Genomic DNA, 16297 nt, shown 5'->3' with positions numbered 1-16297 from the left:
CCATGAAATATCGTATCCTTCTGATCGGTGCATCAGTTGCGATTTTTTCTGCCTGCGGGGTAAAAGCTCAGGAGGGAGATGCCACCGCCGGCGCAACAGTGTTCAACAAGTGCAAGGCCTGTCACAACGCGGACACGGACAAGAACAAGGTGGGCCCGTCTCTGAACGGCGTGATCGGCAGAACTGCCGGCACCCATGAAGGCTTTACCTATTCCAAGGCGATGATCGAGGCAGGCCAAGGCGGTCTCAAGTGGGACGAGGCGTCGTTGCGCGACTACCTCCACGACCCGAAAGCCAAGGTGAAAGGCACGAAGATGGCTTTTCCCGGCTTGAAGGACGACGGCGAGATAACCAATCTCCTGGCCTATCTCGAACAATATTCGAAGAAGGAATAAAGCGATGGGACCGTCGGCTGTCGCCGGCGGTCCCATCATTTGTTCCGTTTCACAACAACCAAATTCAGGCCGCCGGGCGCGATAGTCCTCCGTCCGCATTCCGCCGGATTGCCGCTATATTGCCGGCATAGAGCGACCTGTCGTTGCGCCCGAATATGGCGGAACCAGCCACCAGGACATCGGCGCCGGCGGCAGAAACAAGAGGTGCGGTTTCAGCCGTGATCCCGCCGTCGACCTCGATATGGATCGGCCGCTCACCGATCATTGCGGCGACGCGGCGCACCTTCTCCACGACCGCGGGAATGAAGGCCTGACCGCCAAAACCGGGATTGACGGTCATCAGCAGAACGAGATCCAATCGATCAAGAACATATTCGATCGTACTCTCCGGCGTTGATGGATTGAGCGCCACCCCGGCCTTCTTGCCGAGGCTGCGGATTGCCTGAAGGGTTCGGTCGAGATGGGGGCCGGCTTCGGCATGAACCGTAATGAAATCGCAACCCGCATCCGCGAAGGCGGCGATATAGGGATCCGCAGGCGCAATCATCAGATGGCAGTCGAAAACAGCGCTCGTGCGGTTGCGGATGGATTTGACGATCTGCGGCCCGAACGTGATATTGGGCACGAAATGGCCATCCATGACGTCGAGGTGGACCCAGTCGGCGCCCGCCTTGACGACGTCCTCTACTTCTTCACCCAGCCGGGAAAAATCGGCCGAGAGGATCGAGGGAGCAATGATCGTTTTCCTCATCATGAAGCGGTCTCCTCCTGCGCCGCGACGCTCTTGAAAACGCGGCTGGCCCTGACGTCCTCTTCGACGATCGTCGATAGCGCATGGGCGTCGACCGGCCCGTCAGAGGTCTCGAATAATCGGTTTGCCTGGCGCAGCCGGGCTCTGTCGAGAGCGTTCCGGATGGAGCGAGCATTGGCGAAATGCGGCTGTTGTCGGCGCAATGCGATATATTGTGCCATGGCAGTCCGCCCCTCGGCATCGAAGCGGTAGTTTTGGTTGTTCAGCGTCGCCTCGGCGATCCTGAGCAGTTCGTCATCCGTGTAGTCCGGAAACTCGATATGATGGGCGATCCGTGAGCGAAAGCCAGGATTGCTTTCAAAAAAGCGATCCATGCGGTCAGCGTAGCCCGCCAGAATGACGACGAAATCGTCACGCTGGCGCTCCATCACCTGCAGCAATATCTCGATGGCTTCCTGGCCGTAGTCGCGCTCGTTTTCCTGCCGATAGAGGTAGTAGGCCTCGTCGATGAAGAGCACACCACCCATCGCCTTCTTCAGGATCTCTTTCGTTTTGGGAGCAGTGTGGCCGATATACTGACCGACGAGATCGTCCCGCGTCACCGAGACGAGGTGTCCCTTGCGGATGTAGCCCAATCGATGGAGCAGATCGGCCATGCGCAGCGCGACCGTCGTCTTCCCGGTTCCCGGATTTCCGCTGAAGCTCATGTGCAGCGTCGGCGTTTCGTGTGCGAGACCGAGGCGTTTGTGGGCGCGTTCGACCAGAAGCAGTGCGGCCGTCTCCTTGATTCGCCGCTTTACCGGTGCAAGGCCGATTAGCGTGCGATCAAGTTCGTCCAGCACGTCCTTGACGCCGGACTCGATGAATTCCGCCCTCAGGTCGATCGCCGATGTCACCTCGTCATCGACTTGACGAGTAATTGGAACCGGCTCAGCCATAGCGTTCTCCTGCCGGCCGGTCCGCCGCATAGGAGCGCGTAGTGTAGCGGACGCCTCTTCCGGCAGCCTCCTGCCGCTCGAGCCGGAAACCGGGCTCGGTTTCAGGGCGGTTGACGATGAAGGAGAGGCGGACGGATTCCCAGCCATGGCTGCTGTCGAAGGCGATGAAGCGAATATAGCGGTCGCCGTAGACCTTACGGCATTCCTTCAGCTCCATCATCAGCGCAGCTGCGTCCGGGTTGTCGAACATCGGATGGCCCCACATGTCCCAATAGGTGTTGCGGGGGTGAGGATCATCCGTGAATTCGAGGCTCATCGCCCAGCCCTTGTCGATGCAGTATTGCGCCTGTTTGGCGATCTGCTCGTCCGTCAGCGGCGGCAGGAACGAGAATGCTCCCTGGGTGATATGCATGTCGTTTCTCCTATTCTGCTGCGGTCGCCGTCGGAACGAAATCCGGCGTATCCGTCGAGGTGTAGTTGAAGGTCACATCCTTCCAGACGTCGAGCGCTTGCTGCAAAGGCTGGCAATGGCGCGCGGCATCGCGCAGGATGTCCGGCCCTTCATGCACGATGTCTCTCCCCTCATTGCGGGCCAGCACCATGCATTCGAGCGCGACGCGATTGGCCGTGGCGCCGGCGGCAATGCCCATCGGATGTCCGATCGTGCCGCCGCCGAACTGCAGCACGACGTCCTCGCCGAGCAAGTCCAGCAACTGGTGCATCTGCCCGGCATGGATGCCGCCTGAAGCGACAGGCATCATCCGGTTGAGCGATGCCCAAGGCTGGTCGAAGAAGATGCCGTTCTCCAGCCGCATTGGATTGAAGTCCTCGCGGCAAACGTCGTAATAGCCGCGCGTGGTCGCAGGATCACCCTCCAGCTTGCCGACGACGGTACCCGCATGGATGTGGTCGACGCCGGCAAGCCGCATCCATTTGGCGATGACGCGGAAGGACACGCCATGTGTCTTCTGCCGCGTATAGGTCGAGTGGCCGGCGCGATGGAGATGCAGGATCATGTCGTTGCGGCGCGCCCATTTCGCCATGGACTGGATCGCCGTGTAGCCGATGACGAGATCGATCATGACGATCACTGAACCGAGCTCTCGCGCGAACTCAGCCCGCTCGTACATGTCCTCCATGGTGGCGGCCGTGACGTTCAGATAGGTGCCCTTGATCTCGCCGGTTTCGGCCTGCGCCTTGTTCACCGCCTCCATGCAGTAGAGGAAACGTTCGCGCCAATGCATGAAGGGCTGCGAGTTGATGTTCTCGTCATCCTTGGTGAAATCGAGCCCGCCCTTCAGGGCTTCATAGACAACGCGGCCGTAGTTACGTCCTGAAAGGCCAAGCTTCGGTTTCACGGTCGCACCGAGCAGCGGGCGGCCAAACTTGTCGAGACGTTCGCGCTCGACGACGATGCCGGTCGCAGGTCCCTGAAAGGTCTTCACATAGGCGACCGGAAATCGCATATCCTCGAGCCGTAGCGCCTTCAGCGGCTTGAAGCCGAACACGTTACCGATAATCGATGCGCTCATGTTGGCGATCGAACCGGGCTCGAACAGGTCGAGATCGTAGGCAATATAGGCGAAGTACTGCCCCTCGGCGTTCGGTACGGGATCAACCCGGTAGGCCTTTGCGCGATATTTCTCGCTCGCCGTCAGCCGATCAGTCCAGACGACCGTCCAGGTGGCGGTTGAGGATTCTCCGGCGACGGCAGCGGCTGCCTCAATCGGATCGACGCCGTCTTGCGGCGTGATCCGGAAGAGCGCGACGATATCGGTGTCCTTCGGCTCATAATCGGGCTCCCAATAGCCCATCTTCTTGTATTCCATTACGCCGGATCTGTAGCGTTCCGCACCTCTGACGGTCTGCGATTTATCGGCCATGGCTTGGTCCTTTCGTCCCTGTTGTGGACCGCCACTCAGGCGGCTTTAGCGGTTGAAATCTGCGGATCGAGTTCGCCGGCGGCATAGCGCCTAGCCATCTCGTCCAGGGGAACGACCTTGATCCTGGAAGCTTTTCCCGCCGTGCCGAAGCGTTCGAAGCGATCGCGGCAGAGGTTGCGCATGGCATCCATCGCCGGTTTCAGGAACTTGCGCGGATCGAATTCCTCCGGATGCTCTGTCGCAATCCGGCGGAATTGCCCGGCCATCGCCATGCGGCAGTCGGTGTCGATATTGACCTTGCGTACTCCATGGCGGATGCCGCGCTCGATCTCCTCCACGGGAACGCCATAGGTCTGCGGCATCCGACCGCCGAAGCGATTGATGATGTCCTGCATTTCCTGCGGGACCGAGGACGAACCGTGCATGACGAGATGCGTATTCGGGAGCTTGCGGTGAATTTCCTCGATCACGCTCATCGCCAGAATGTCGCCATCCGGCGCCCGGGTGAATTTGTAGGCGCCGTGAGACGTGCCGCAGGCGATCGCCAGCGCGTCCACGCCCGTGCGGGTGGCGAAGTCGACCGCCTGGTCGGGGTCCGTCAGAAGCTGGTCGTGCGATAGAGTCCCCTCGGCGCCGTGGCCGTCTTCCGCCTCTCCCGCACCACTTTCCAGCGAACCGAGAACGCCGAGCTCTCCCTCCACCGAGACGCCCACCCAGTGGGCAATGCGCGTAACCCGTTCCGTGATCGCGACATTGTCCTCATAGGAAGCGGGCGTTTTTGCATCCGCTTCGAGAGAGCCGTCCATCATCGCGGAGGTGAAGCCGTGGCGCATCGCCGTCGTGCAGGTCGCTTCATCGCTGCCATGATCCTGATGGATGCAGACGGGGATGGCCGGATAAATTTCCGTCAGCGCCTCGATCATGCGCGCCAGCATGATGTCCCTTGCATAGGAGCGAGCTCCTTTCGAGGCCTGGAGAATGACGGGCGCGTCGCAGGCGGCCGCCGCCTCCATAACCGCGAGGCCCTGCTCCATGTTGTTGATGTTGAACGCCGGGACGCCATATCCGTATTCCGCTGCGTGATCGAGCAGCTGACGTAACGTGATGCGGGCCATAGGCCTGCTCCTTTCTTACTGATTTGTTTGGCCTGCGCGTAGAGCGTTTCAGCTTTTCATGGAAACGCAGAACCGCTCTAAGTACTTGTTTTCACGCAATTCCGGACGGAAAACCGCTTCGCACTTTTCCTGGAATTGCTCTAATCCTTGGCCTCAGGCGACAAGCCCGAGCGCCGTTTCCACGACAGCCTTGGCGGTGATTCCGAAATGATCATAGAGTGCGGCCGCCGGAGCGCTGGCACCGAAGCCGTTCATGCCGATGAAGACGCCGTTTTCTCCAAGATACCGATCCCAACCGAGACGCGCGGCCGCCTCGATACCGATCCTTGGCGCAGTTCCGAGCACCGCCTTACGGTATTCGGGCGATTGTTGCTCAAACAGCTCCCAGCAGGGCATGGAGACGACCGCAGCGGTGAGGCCGTGTTCCGTGAGCAGCCTTTCGGCTGCAACACAGGCGATTTCGACCTCGGAACCCGTTGCGAGCATGGTCAGGACACGTGGTTCCGAGGTCCCGCGCAGGACATACGCTCCGCGCGCAGAAAGGTTTTCTTCGCTGGTGTCGGGGCGGCACATCGGCAGGTTCTGGCGCGACAGCACGAGGAGGCTTGGACGATCACGCTCCTTGAGGGCCTGCTCCCAGCATTCCGCCGTCTCGACGATGTCACAGGGGCGAAAAACATTCAGGTTGGGTGTCGCGCGCAGCATCGCCAGATGCTCGACCGGCTGATGGGTCGGTCCGTCCTCGCCAAGACCGATCGAGTCATGCGTCATGACGTAGATCACCTGCTGCCCCATCAGCGCCGACAGGCGGATGGCGCCACGGGCATAGTCGGAGAAAACGAGGAAGGTGCCGCCATAGGGGATGAAACCGCCATGCAGGGCGAGGCCGTTCATCGCAGCCGACATTCCGTGTTCGCGGATACCATAATGGATATAACGACCGTTGTATTTTCCTGGCGCAATGGATCCCATTCCCGCAGTCAGGGTTAGGTTGGAATGGGTCAGGTCGGCCGACCCGCCGATCGTCAGATCAGTGGCGGCGTTGATGACGCCGAGAACCATCTCCGAGGCCTTGCGGCTGGCGACCTTCGTCGCCTTGGCCTGATGTTCGTTGCGAAAGGCGGCGAGCTCCTCGAAGAGCTGTGCCGGGATCTCCCGTTCCACAGCTTTGACGAAAGCGCCACCATCGGGGGATTCGGAAAGCCGGGAGAGCCATTTGCTCCGCTCCGCCATGCCACGCTCGGCCACCTCGCTCCAGCGCTCCAGTATGGTCTCGGGAATCTCGAAGGCTGGATGCGTCCATTGCAGTTTCTGCCTTGCGGCGGCGACCTCGGTCTCGCCGAGCGGTGCGCCGTGGGTCTTCTCCGTTCCCTGCAGATTAGGAGCACCCTTGCCGATGATTGTCCGGCAGGAAATCAGTGACGGCATGTCCGAAGCCCTTGCCCTGGAAATCGCGCGGCCGATCGCATGGAAATCATGCCCGTCGATCTCCTGCACGTCGAAACCTGCCGCCGCGAAACGGGCAAGCTGGTTCATCGAGGTCGAGAGGCTGGTGGGACCGTCGATCGAGATTGAATTGTTGTCCCAGAGCACGATCAGCCGCGACAGCTTCAGATGGCCGGCAAGATCGATCGCTTCATGGCTGATGCCCTCCTGCAGGCAACCGTCGCCGGCAATCACATAGGTATAGTGATCGACAAGCCCGTTGCCGTAGCGCGCATTAGCGATACGCTCGGCAAGTGCCATGCCGACGGCCGTGGCGATGCCCTGGCCCAATGGGCCCGTCGTGGTCTCGATGCCAAGCGCATGGCCGTATTCGGGATGTCCCGCAGTCCGGGCGCCGAGCTGGCGGAACCGCTGCAACTCCTCGATCGTCATGTCCTCATAGCCGATCAGGTAGTGAAGCGCATATTGGAGCATCGAACCGTGGCCGGCCGAAAGAATGAACCGATCGCGATCGGGCCAGTCGGGATGGGACGGATCGATCTTGATGAAGCGGCTGAACAAAACCGTGGCGACGTCGGCCATGCCCATCGGCATGCCCGGATGGCCGGAATTGGCCTTTTGGACGCCATCCATGGCGAGCGCCCGGATGGCATTGGCCATGTCGCTTTCCGTTACGGCATCGGACGCGGATATTTCCTGCAGCTGAAGTTGCGTGTTCATCACTTTCATCCTCACGAGGCGCGGCTCTTGCGTTCGAGCAGTTGCATGATCAGGGGTGTCAGGATCAGTTGCATGGCGAGATCGAGCTTGTTTCCGGGCACCACGATGGAGTTGGGGCGCGACATGAACGAGTCGTGGATCATCGACAGCAGGTAGGGAAAATCGATGCCGCGGGGTCTCGCGAAGCGGATGACCAGCATCGATTCGTCAGGAGTCGGTATCCAGCGCGCAATGAACGGATTCGACGTGTCGACGATCGGCACCCGCTGGAAATTGATATCGGTCTGGGTGAACTGAGGTGTGATGTAGCGGACATAGTCCGGCATGCGGCGCAGGATCACGTCCATGACCGCTTCCGTGGAATAGCCGCGTGTTTCCCGGTCGCGATGGATCTTTTGGATCCATTCCAGATTGATGACGGGCACGACGCCGATCTTCAGATCGCCATGGCGGGCGAGATTGACCTTTTCGGTGACCGCGCATCCATGCAACCCCTCGTAGAATAGCAGGTCGCTCGGGGGAAATTCGCGCCATTCGGTGAAGCTGCCCGGCGGAACATTGTGGTGCGCGGCCTCCTGTTCGTCGTGGATGTAGGTCCGGGTGCGGCCCGTGCCATGGCGACCATATTCCTCGAAGACAGACTCGAGAATTTCGAGCTCGTTGGCCTCCGCGTTGAAATGGGTGAAATTCGGATTGCCGTTCTTCTCCTCCTCAGCGACCTTTATCTTCATGGCCTGCCGATCGTAGCGGTGAAACGCGTCTCCCTCGATAAAGGCCGCTTCGATTTTCTCGCGCCGGAAAATCTGCTCGAAAATGCGTTTGACCGAGGTGGTCCCCGCACCCGACGATCCGGTAATCGAAATGATGGGATGTCTTGCCGACATGCAGCGCTCCTCCCGATCAGGCCCTGAAAAGGCCGCGATTGCTGAAGAGCGGCGCCCGTTCAGCGATGTTGCTGGGCTCGGTATGGTAGCGGCCGATGCGCGCGACCTCCCGCGCAGAGCCGAAGACGAGCGGAACACGCTGGTGCAGAGCCAGCGGCATCAAGTCGAGAATACGGTTCATCGTGTCGGTGGCGGCTCCGCCTGCCTGCTCGATGACAAAAGCGATGGGGTTGGCTTCGTAGACCAGCCGCAGCCGGCCCTCGCCATATCCCCGGCGCCTGTCGCCGGGATAAAGATAAACGCCGCCGCGCACGAGAATGCGATAGGCATCGGCGGCAACGGCGGCGATCCAGCGCATGTTGAACTCCTTTTCGCGCGGACCTTCCGTTCCCTTCAGGCAATCATCGACATAAAGCCGGACGGCTTCGTCCCAATGGCGATAGTTGGCCGCATTGATCGCGAATTCCTGCGTTCGCGGCGGGATGATCAGGGTGTCGTAGGCCCGGAAGAACGCGCCGATCTGCGGGGAAAAGACGAAAACATGGGTGCCATTACCGACGCTGAGAACCAGTGCAAGCTGCGGACCGTAGATGAAAAAGCCGGCGGCGAGTTGGGCGTCTCCCCGCTGAAAGAAGGAGGCGTTGGGCTCGCCGACCGGATCACCAGCCTTTGGGAGGATGGAGAAGATGGTCCCGATCGAGACGTTGGTGTCGATGTTCGAGGAGCCGTCCAACGGATCGACGGCGACCGCAAGTGGGGCTGCGGGATCGAGAAAAACGGCATCTTCAAGTTCCTCGGAAGCGTAGAGGCAGACGGGTGCCTGCCGCATGGCTTCAATGAACAGAGCATCGGCCAGAAGGTCGAGATCCTTCGGTATATCGCCACTCGGACCAACCCTGCTGCGATCTCCGGAAAACGTCGTGCCAAGTGCACCCTGGCTGATGGTGCTGGACAGGGTGACCGCGGCAGCAGCGAGCCGCTGAATCGTCAGGGCAACAGCTTCGTCGAGTGATGTGCCACCCATGACATGGGAATTCAAAAAGGCTTCTAGCGTCGACAAAGTCATGGCTTACCTCCCTGCCCGCTCCTCACTTCCGAGCATGGTGATATCGAACCAAGAAACTCGGAATAAGTAAAATTTATTCTATTTATCTATTGCCTAAATTTCTTTAAGCTCGCCTCTTATGAAGAACCTGACGCTTAGACATCTGCGTGCGACGCAGGAGATTGGAAAATACGGAACGATCGTCCGGGCCGCCCATGCTCTTGGCCTCACGCCCTCGGCGATCACCATCCAGTTGAAGCAGATCGAGGAGGATGCCGGCATCGCCCTCTTCGACCGGACCAATGACGGAGTACGCCCGACGGCGGCCGGCCTTGCCTTCATCGACGCGGCCCAGATGATCGAAGAGAGATTGCGCCAGCTGGAAGACGAGATCGATGCCATCAAGGGCGTGCGTACCGGTACGCTCGCCCTTGGCGTCGTCTCGACGGCGAAATATTTCGCGCCACACCTGATGGCGACCTTTCGCAAAAGCCATCCCGGCGTCGCCGTTTCGCTCGCAATCGGCAACAGGTCGGAGATCATCACAAAACTGAAGAATCACGACGTCGACATCGCCCTGATGGGGCGCCCGCCCAGGGACCTGCCGTTGCAGTCGACAGTGTTCGGAGACCATCCCCTGGTGATGATCGCAGCACCGGACCATCCGCTGGCAAGGAAACGTCACATCACCAAGGAGGAGATCGCAAGGGAACATTTCCTCGTCCGCGAGCCCGGATCGGGTACGCGCATATCGCTGGAGATATTTCTCGGAGAAATCCCGGGCAGGCTGGACGATCTGGGCACTGAGATGTCGTCGAACGAGACGATCAAACAGGCTGTCATGGCGGGTCTCGGTATCGCCTTCATCTCGGCCCATACCATCGCGATGGAACTGGAGTTCGGCAAACTCGTCACGCTTGACGTCGTCGGCATGCCAATCCGCAGGCAATGGTTGTCGGTGGTGCGCACGGACAGAACCGTCTCTCCCGCCATGAACGCCTTTCAGGCTTTTCTGCGTGAGAGAGGCGCTCGATGCCTTCCCTTCTTCGACAAGCTTTATTGGGCTGAGGCGGATGCAGGTTGAAAATCTTTGACTGATTTCGAACCTGCCGGGCACCCGTCAGCCTCGCGCAAACATGATCTCGCCCTTGCCGAGCACAGCATTGTCGCCGCCGAACCGGAAGGGTCTTGTGCCAAGTAGCGGCCGATCGAGAATTCTTTCCTCGATAAGATAGCGGTCGAACAGCGCCGGAAAAGCTATTTCGACGCGGCCGCAGTCGACGAAAGTAGGCGAAAGGCCGGCCGGCCGACGGTCGAATAGAAGCGACCCCCGTCTCATCAAATGCCCGGGATAGAGGCCGGCGCGGCCGGTAACGACGATCGTGCCGGCAATCATGCCGAGACCCGCATAGTCGCCGCATCCCTTCAGAAGCGCTATGATGCCGCGCCTCATCCTCTCACCGGGGCGATGGCCGGCCTTGCCGCGAACGATAATAAGGCCTCCGGTCATGCCGTGAACTTCTCCCGCCATAGGAGCACCTACGCCCTCGCCCGCGTCACCATTGATCTCGATGCGCCCAGCCTTCATGCCGGAGCCGGCCTGCAATCCGGCTCTGCCATCGATCACGAGAGCACCACCGGCCATGCGGCGGCCGGCCCGGGCTCCGACATCGCCGTCAACGCGGATCCGTCCCGTCGTCATTTCAGCTCCAATCAGATCGAAACGCCCGCTTCCGCCGGAAAACACGATATTGGAGGCATCCGTACCGGTGATCTTGAAGATATCCCCGACTGCTGCGGGAAGCCTGCTGGTTCCGATCCGCAATCTGGCGATTTCGGCAGTCGGCATGCCGCTGAGCTTGTCGGGGATCAGACCGGACAGATCCAGCCTCTCCTCGGGCTCGGAACGAAGCGTGAAGGTCAGCGGCTTCATGGCAGAAGATCCTTCAGATGATAATGGAATTTGCCGAGCTTGCCGCCATAATTTCCCGCGCTGATGCGTAAAGCGCCGCGCTTGGGTCCGAAGTTGATGACAGCATTCAACCCGGCTCGCATGGCGGCAGCAACCGCCTCGCTCGTCTCCCCGTCGATCACGATCTCCAGGACCGCGTTGATATCGGAACCGAGCGCAGTCTTGACGACGCCGCGAAGCGTGGGTGCATAGGCGTCGTTGGTGGAGGCCATCATGCCCTTGTACTTGCCGCCGACTTTCGAACCGGAACGCACGACGCCGCCCGGAAAAGGCATGATGGCGCCCGGAACTTTTTCGATGGCAGCAACGGCACGCTCAGCAGCCGCCAGCGCCTTTTCCGCGTCGGCTGCAAGTAAAAGAAGATTTCCTCCGCCGACTGCCTGTTTCGTCATGCCGGTCTTGGCCTCGCAGAGAAATTCACCGTCCATGACAGGCACGCGCCAATAGTGCTTGCCTCCAAATTTCTTGGAGATCTGCCATCCATCGCCGAAATATCGCAGGGATGAACCGAGATCGAGATATGTGCTCCCTTCAAGACCCGAGTAGCAGGCGGAGCCGGGTGAGGTAAGAACGCATTGACCCAGCCTGGTTTTCAATTGCTTCTGCAACTCTTCCGTCCCCACGGCGAAGATCATGACGCGGCAGCCGGGGCGCCCATCGGGTGTCTTCGAGGCAGGAATGTCAATATCGATAGCTGCCTCGCAACCGCAGGCGATGACCGAGGTGGCAAAGCCCGTCATGGTGATTGCCGCCTGGCGTGCCCATTTAAGTGTCGGCGCAGTGATGATGATCGCCGTCGCACGCATGCCGAACGCCTCCGCGAACGTATCGTCGATCTCGATGCCATTACGGATCAGCTCTTGCATGCGACCTCCGCAAACGGGTTTTCGCGAGAAATCGCCGAATCCGGGAAGGTGAACCAGTCGAGCGAGAGCCCGTAGCGGTCCTGGTGATAGGCTTCCATGCGCTTGACCATCCCCTTGTCGGGCGGCGGATTGAGATGCAGCGTCCTACCCCAGCGATAGTGCGTGACGACGCCGTCCTCGACGACCAGATCGCCGTTCTTGAACACAAGCGCAGCATCGCGAAACATCTTTTGGACGTCCTGCCCTTTGCGATAGACGGCAATATCCGCGATCGCGCCGGGACCCAGATGACCGCGATCATCGAGCCCGAGCAGTTTTGCCGGCGCTCCTCGCGTCATGACGGCGATTTCTTCAAACGTATATTCGCGGGAGATCGAAGAAAGCGTGGTCAGCTCCAGCGCGGACTGGTCGAGCTCGGCCATCTTCGCATTGCGGGCATCGCGGCGCATCAGCAACTCGAACAGTTCCGGGTAGCTGGTGAAAGGCGCTCCGTTCGGGTGGTCCGTGGTGAAGAAAACCCGCCACGGATCCTCGATGAGGAGAAATAATTCCAGCCCCACGGCCCACTGCAGGGAACCATAGTAATCCTGACGATATCGATAGGGAACGATGCCGCCACCGTTGCCGCCTCCGTCGATGAGAATGGATTTCCTGGGATGCGCAGTCCTCATACCGGAGAATTGTCTTACGACATCGGAGGAGATCGTCACCGTCTGCCCGAACATCACCTGGCCGACATCGACGGTCACACTTGCATTGGCATTGACGAGGGCGGCAAGACGGGCGGCCTCGGACGAAAACTGGCGTTTCCCACCCGTGCCGTAGCCATAAAACTGAAGGTGAGCGAGATGAAGGGGCTGACCTTCCGAAGCCTGGATCGTTTCGGCCGCCGTTGCCGCATTTCCCGCAATGCCGAGATTGTTGGCATGGACATGCAGGGGATGGGGAACTCCGAGACGACCGACGGAGGCCTGCAGCGTCTTGACGATCCTACGGGAACTGACGCCGTAGGAGGGAACGATGTCATCGAAGGAGAAGGAGCGGACGTTCTCCTTGAAGGCGGCCGCAGCACCGGCGTTGATGACCTTCACGCCAAGTGCCCTCGAGGTCGACACGGTCCATGCCACATAATCGTCGATCATGGCCGATGAGGCATTGTCGCGGATCATCGACAGGAGGAAATCGTCATTGCCGAGGATCGTGAGCGTACCCTTGTCGATGATCGGAATGTCAGCAAGCTCCAAATGGGTATGAAGCGCGTTCGATGGCGACATGGCCGGCTCGATGACGGTCGTGAACCCCATCCTGGCGTAAAGACATCCCGTATTGAAGGTCGACCATCCTGCATTCGAAAGCGGCGTATGCGAAGGACGCCTCACGTGGGCGGCATGTTGTTCCGGCAACAGAAGACGTGCTGTATTCACATTGCCGCCGCCGATGTGCGAGTGAATGTCGATCGCGCCCGCCATCACAAGGCAACCGGAAACGTCATAGGTCTTGTCCGCCCTCTGCGAGGCGGGCCTTTCGGCGATGACGCCATCCTTGATCCAGATATCGCGCTTACCGGTCCAGCCATTGACCGGATCCACCACTTCTCCACCCGCAAGACGAATCAGCATGATGAAAGGTCCTCGCCCTGCAGGGCATGCTGGAGTTGGCTGACGATTGCGGAAACGCTGGGAAGATCAGAGGGGTCCTCTGCCGGAGCAGCTTTCAAGGTCCCGATGCGGCTCGAATAGACAACTCCGTCATGGTCGAGGCCGGCTTTGCCGATACGAACGGTTACCGCCGCGCCGGCAACCGGCCGTTCGCTCCTGACTAGCGCAATCGTCGGCAGGCCGATGCGTCTCGGCGGCTGCACCTCGTCCCGCTCCGAGACCCACAGATGCAGATCCGCCTCCTTTTCGGCAATCATGCGATCTATATCGCAAAGCCACGGATCATAAATTGGCGCGCCGGTCGAAAAGCCCGTACGCGGCGGGAAGCCTGTCATCCAGGTCGACGCGAGCACCATGCCCCACGCGTCATCATCGGAGGGCAGGAAAAGGGCGGTCGCGCGCTGCGTCCTGTTGAGATCGGCCAGCAGCCCCTGCAGCATCGCCAGGCTCGCTGGATCGTTGAGATGGGAGAAGACGAAGACGGGAAACCGTGCTTTCGCGATCGCACCCGCCAGGGCATCCATGTTGGCAAGAGTGGCCGAGGTCTTTCTCGCAGCCAATGCTGCCCTGAAAACCGCAAGCGCCGCATCGATGGAAAGATCGGGCGAACTGACCTGCACAGCTTTCACGCGCCGCCGAAGTTTGTCGCCCGCAGCCGTTGCCGCTTTGTCGTCGATCTGAAACCAGCGTCGCTTGGCTTGTGTAGACAAATCCGGTGCCGAGCCCGCAAGAGACAGAAGCAGATCGTGATGCGCAACCGGAATATCGCCGACGATGACGAATACATCCGCCCGACGCCGCGCCTCTGTCGCGGTGGTGAAGAATCCGCCGATGTCCGTGTGAAGCGCGACCTCGTGAACGAGATTGCGACCGTTCACATGATCATAGGTCGCGCCTACTCGCTCCGCCAGAGCAATCAAGCTGCGGCAGCCGTGGACATCCGAGTCAACGGAGAATACCGGGCAACGGCTTGTAACCAGAAGCTTTGCCACCTGCTGAACTGCTGCCGGCAAAGGAACCGTTCGTCCCCCTATCCACGCAACCATTACATCCCGAAACTTTCTGGTGCCGCCCTGAATTTATCCGTTCTTTGCCAAATGTGAAGTCCGTTCGGGGAAAAAGCAACTCAGTCGTCATATTTGAGATAGGCGAATCGCTGATCCGTGTTGGGTGTGCCTTCCAGAGCGCCGCCTGCCTTGCCCGGCTGCCATTGAACCACTTCCTCGATTTTGCGGGCGAGTTCGAAATCCTTGTCGGTCACGCCCTTCGCCGCATGGTTCATCAGCAACACCTCCACCCAGGCATAGGATGCCTTCAGGTCGGGATGATGCCATGCCGCCTCGGCCAGATGTCCGACCGTGTTGATAAGCATGAGCGTGGATTTCCAGCTATGCGTCTTATACCTGCGGCGGATCCAGCCGTTTTCGTAGCGCCAATGCGGAAGCTCCGCTTGCAGCTTCGAGACGATTTCTTCCTCGGAATAAACACGCTCCCGCTTCCGTTCCTTCTCTTCAGCCATGGCAGATGCTCCTTGCTTCTTTCTCCTGGTTCTTCACCCGTACTTGCGCTGATGGCAAAATAGGATAACATAAATCAGGGCCCGATCTTCAGAAAGTTCAGAACAGAACCGATGTCGGACTCTGTCTCCATTCAAGTTCCTGGACGCTTGCACCTTGGATTTTTGGACATCCCGGGAACGGCAGGTTCGCGCTTCGGCAGCATCGGTTTGCCTCTCGACGGCATATCGACCAGGCTGGAGGTCGCGCGGGCAGCCGAGACCACCGTTGAGGGCAACGAAAGGACCCGCATCCTCGCTCACCTCAGAACTCTTCAATCCCATCTCAATCTTCCGGGCCATCATCGGGTGGCCGTGTTCGATACTATCCCAGACCATGTCGGATTGGGGTCTGGAACTCAGCTCGCGCTCGCCATTTCCGCAGCACTTCGCACTTTGCATGGGCTGCCGCTCAGAGTCGGCGATGATGCGGCCCTTTTAGGACGTGGTGCGCGGTCGGGGATCGGCATTGCCGCCTTCGAGGAAGGTGGCCTTATCTTCGACGCCGGCAAGGCACGGAACAATCTGACGCCGACCGTCATTTCCCGCATTCCCTTCCCGAGCGAATGGCGCGTCATTCTCGTCCTGGACAACCGTACTCAGGGAATTCACGGGGAAGCAGAAACCAAAGCGTTCCGGACGTTGCCACCGTTTCCCGCCGCCAGCTCGGCATCGATCTGCCGCCATGTCCTGATGGGAATCATGCCCGCCGTCATCGAAGGGGATCTCGCAACATTCGGCAATGCGATGACGGCGGTACAGCGGACGCTGGGTGCATATTTTTCCCCGGCTCAAGGTGGACATTTCACCAGTCAGGCCGTCGAACGCGCACTTGCAAGACTTGCCGAATGCGGCGCCGTCGGCATCGGGCAAAGTTCCTGGGGACCGACGGGATTTGCTTTTGCCGAATCGCAGGTGGCTGCCGAGCGGATCGTCGCTGCCGCGGCGTTGCAGAATGCGGAGATAACGATCCGCATCGTCCCCGGTCGAAATGACGGGGTGAAGATCACGCGAAGAATAGTATCGCCGCAGACCGGGCTGGAATACAGGAACCGCTACTAGAGAGGGT

The 16297-nt window shown here is 59.9% G+C and carries 16 protein-coding genes; 3 read left to right on the top strand and 13 right to left on the bottom strand.

Annotated elements, in window-relative coordinates; translation table 11 throughout:
* Window positions 1-2 precede the first annotated feature (2 nt).
* Entirely contained in the window at window positions 3-395 is a 393-nt protein-coding gene (locus AAE029_RS03705; protein ID WP_371071434.1) for a cytochrome c family protein, read from the top strand.
* 64 nt (window positions 396-459) lie between these two features.
* On the opposite strand, the gene rpe is transcribed toward AAE029_RS03705, so the two are convergent.
* From rpe to AAE029_RS03665, 8 genes are all read right to left on the bottom strand, one after another.
* Window positions 460-1149, bottom strand: coding sequence for a ribulose-phosphate 3-epimerase (gene rpe / locus AAE029_RS03700; protein ID WP_371071433.1), 690 nt, complete (start codon window positions 1147-1149; stop codon window positions 460-462).
* Window positions 1146-2084 carry a CbbX protein gene (cbbX, locus tag AAE029_RS03695; protein WP_371071432.1) on the bottom strand — a complete coding sequence of 313 codons (939 nt, stop codon included), beginning with the start codon at window positions 2082-2084 and terminating at the stop codon, window positions 1146-1148. Before cbbX ends, rpe begins: the two co-directional genes overlap by 4 nt.
* On the bottom strand, window positions 2077-2496 hold the full coding sequence (locus tag AAE029_RS03690; protein ID WP_371071431.1) for a ribulose bisphosphate carboxylase small subunit: 420 nt from the start codon (window positions 2494-2496) through the stop codon (window positions 2077-2079). Before AAE029_RS03690 ends, cbbX begins: the two co-directional genes overlap by 8 nt.
* Before the next feature lie 10 nt (window positions 2497-2506).
* Window positions 2507-3967, bottom strand: a complete 1461-nt coding sequence (locus AAE029_RS03685; RefSeq protein WP_371071430.1) for a form I ribulose bisphosphate carboxylase large subunit — start codon at window positions 3965-3967, stop codon at window positions 2507-2509.
* Between the two features lie 35 nt (window positions 3968-4002).
* Complete coding sequence (gene fba / locus AAE029_RS03680) at window positions 4003-5082, bottom strand: class II fructose-bisphosphate aldolase (protein ID WP_371071429.1); 1080 nt, start codon at window positions 5080-5082, stop codon at window positions 4003-4005.
* 153 nt (window positions 5083-5235) lie between these two features.
* Window positions 5236-7248 carry a transketolase gene (gene tkt, locus AAE029_RS03675; protein ID WP_371071428.1) on the bottom strand — a complete coding sequence of 671 codons (2013 nt, stop codon included), beginning with the start codon at window positions 7246-7248 and terminating at the stop codon, window positions 5236-5238.
* Window positions 7249-7259: 11 nt separating this feature from the next.
* Entirely contained in the window at window positions 7260-8132 is an 873-nt protein-coding gene (locus AAE029_RS03670; RefSeq protein WP_371071427.1) for a phosphoribulokinase, read from the bottom strand.
* 16 nt (window positions 8133-8148) lie between these two features.
* Window positions 8149-9198, bottom strand: coding sequence for a class 1 fructose-bisphosphatase (locus AAE029_RS03665; protein WP_371071426.1), 1050 nt, complete (start codon window positions 9196-9198; stop codon window positions 8149-8151).
* A gap of 118 nt (window positions 9199-9316) precedes the next feature.
* Between AAE029_RS03665 and AAE029_RS03660 the strand changes: the two genes are divergently transcribed.
* On the top strand, window positions 9317-10261 hold the full coding sequence (locus tag AAE029_RS03660; protein WP_371071425.1) for a LysR family transcriptional regulator: 945 nt from the start codon (window positions 9317-9319) through the stop codon (window positions 10259-10261).
* A gap of 36 nt (window positions 10262-10297) precedes the next feature.
* On the opposite strand, the gene AAE029_RS03655 is transcribed toward AAE029_RS03660, so the two are convergent.
* From AAE029_RS03655 to AAE029_RS03635, 5 genes are all read right to left on the bottom strand, one after another.
* On the bottom strand, window positions 10298-11110 hold the full coding sequence (locus tag AAE029_RS03655) for a formylmethanofuran dehydrogenase subunit C (protein ID WP_371071424.1): 813 nt from the start codon (window positions 11108-11110) through the stop codon (window positions 10298-10300).
* Entirely contained in the window at window positions 11107-12015 is a 909-nt protein-coding gene (fhcD, locus tag AAE029_RS03650; protein WP_371071423.1) for a formylmethanofuran--tetrahydromethanopterin N-formyltransferase, read from the bottom strand. Before fhcD ends, AAE029_RS03655 begins: the two co-directional genes overlap by 4 nt.
* Window positions 12003-13634: a formylmethanofuran dehydrogenase subunit A gene (locus AAE029_RS03645; protein WP_371071422.1), complete on the bottom strand. Its 1632-nt coding sequence runs from the start codon at window positions 13632-13634 to the stop codon at window positions 12003-12005. Before AAE029_RS03645 ends, fhcD begins: the two co-directional genes overlap by 13 nt.
* Entirely contained in the window at window positions 13628-14665 is a 1038-nt protein-coding gene (locus AAE029_RS03640) for a tungsten formylmethanofuran dehydrogenase (protein ID WP_371071421.1), read from the bottom strand. Before AAE029_RS03640 ends, AAE029_RS03645 begins: the two co-directional genes overlap by 7 nt.
* A 134-nt stretch (window positions 14666-14799) precedes the next feature.
* The gene (locus AAE029_RS03635) at window positions 14800-15192 is read right to left on the bottom strand and encodes a 4a-hydroxytetrahydrobiopterin dehydratase (RefSeq protein ID WP_371071420.1); all 393 of its coding nucleotides are present in this window, start codon (window positions 15190-15192) and stop codon (window positions 14800-14802) included.
* Between the two features lie 111 nt (window positions 15193-15303).
* Here AAE029_RS03635 and AAE029_RS03630 point away from each other — a divergent pair, with 111 nt between their 5' ends.
* A complete protein-coding gene (locus AAE029_RS03630) occupies window positions 15304-16290 on the top strand; it encodes a beta-ribofuranosylaminobenzene 5'-phosphate synthase family protein (RefSeq protein ID WP_371071419.1) in 987 nt (328 codons plus the stop codon).
* Window positions 16291-16297 lie beyond the last annotated feature (7 nt).

It is taken from the genome of Sinorhizobium sp. CB7 (assembly GCF_041357635.1).
Lineage (GTDB): Bacteria > Pseudomonadota > Alphaproteobacteria > Rhizobiales > Rhizobiaceae > Rhizobium.
Note: the sequence above shows the minus strand (reverse complement) of the source record. Positions and strands in the feature narration are given on the sequence as shown.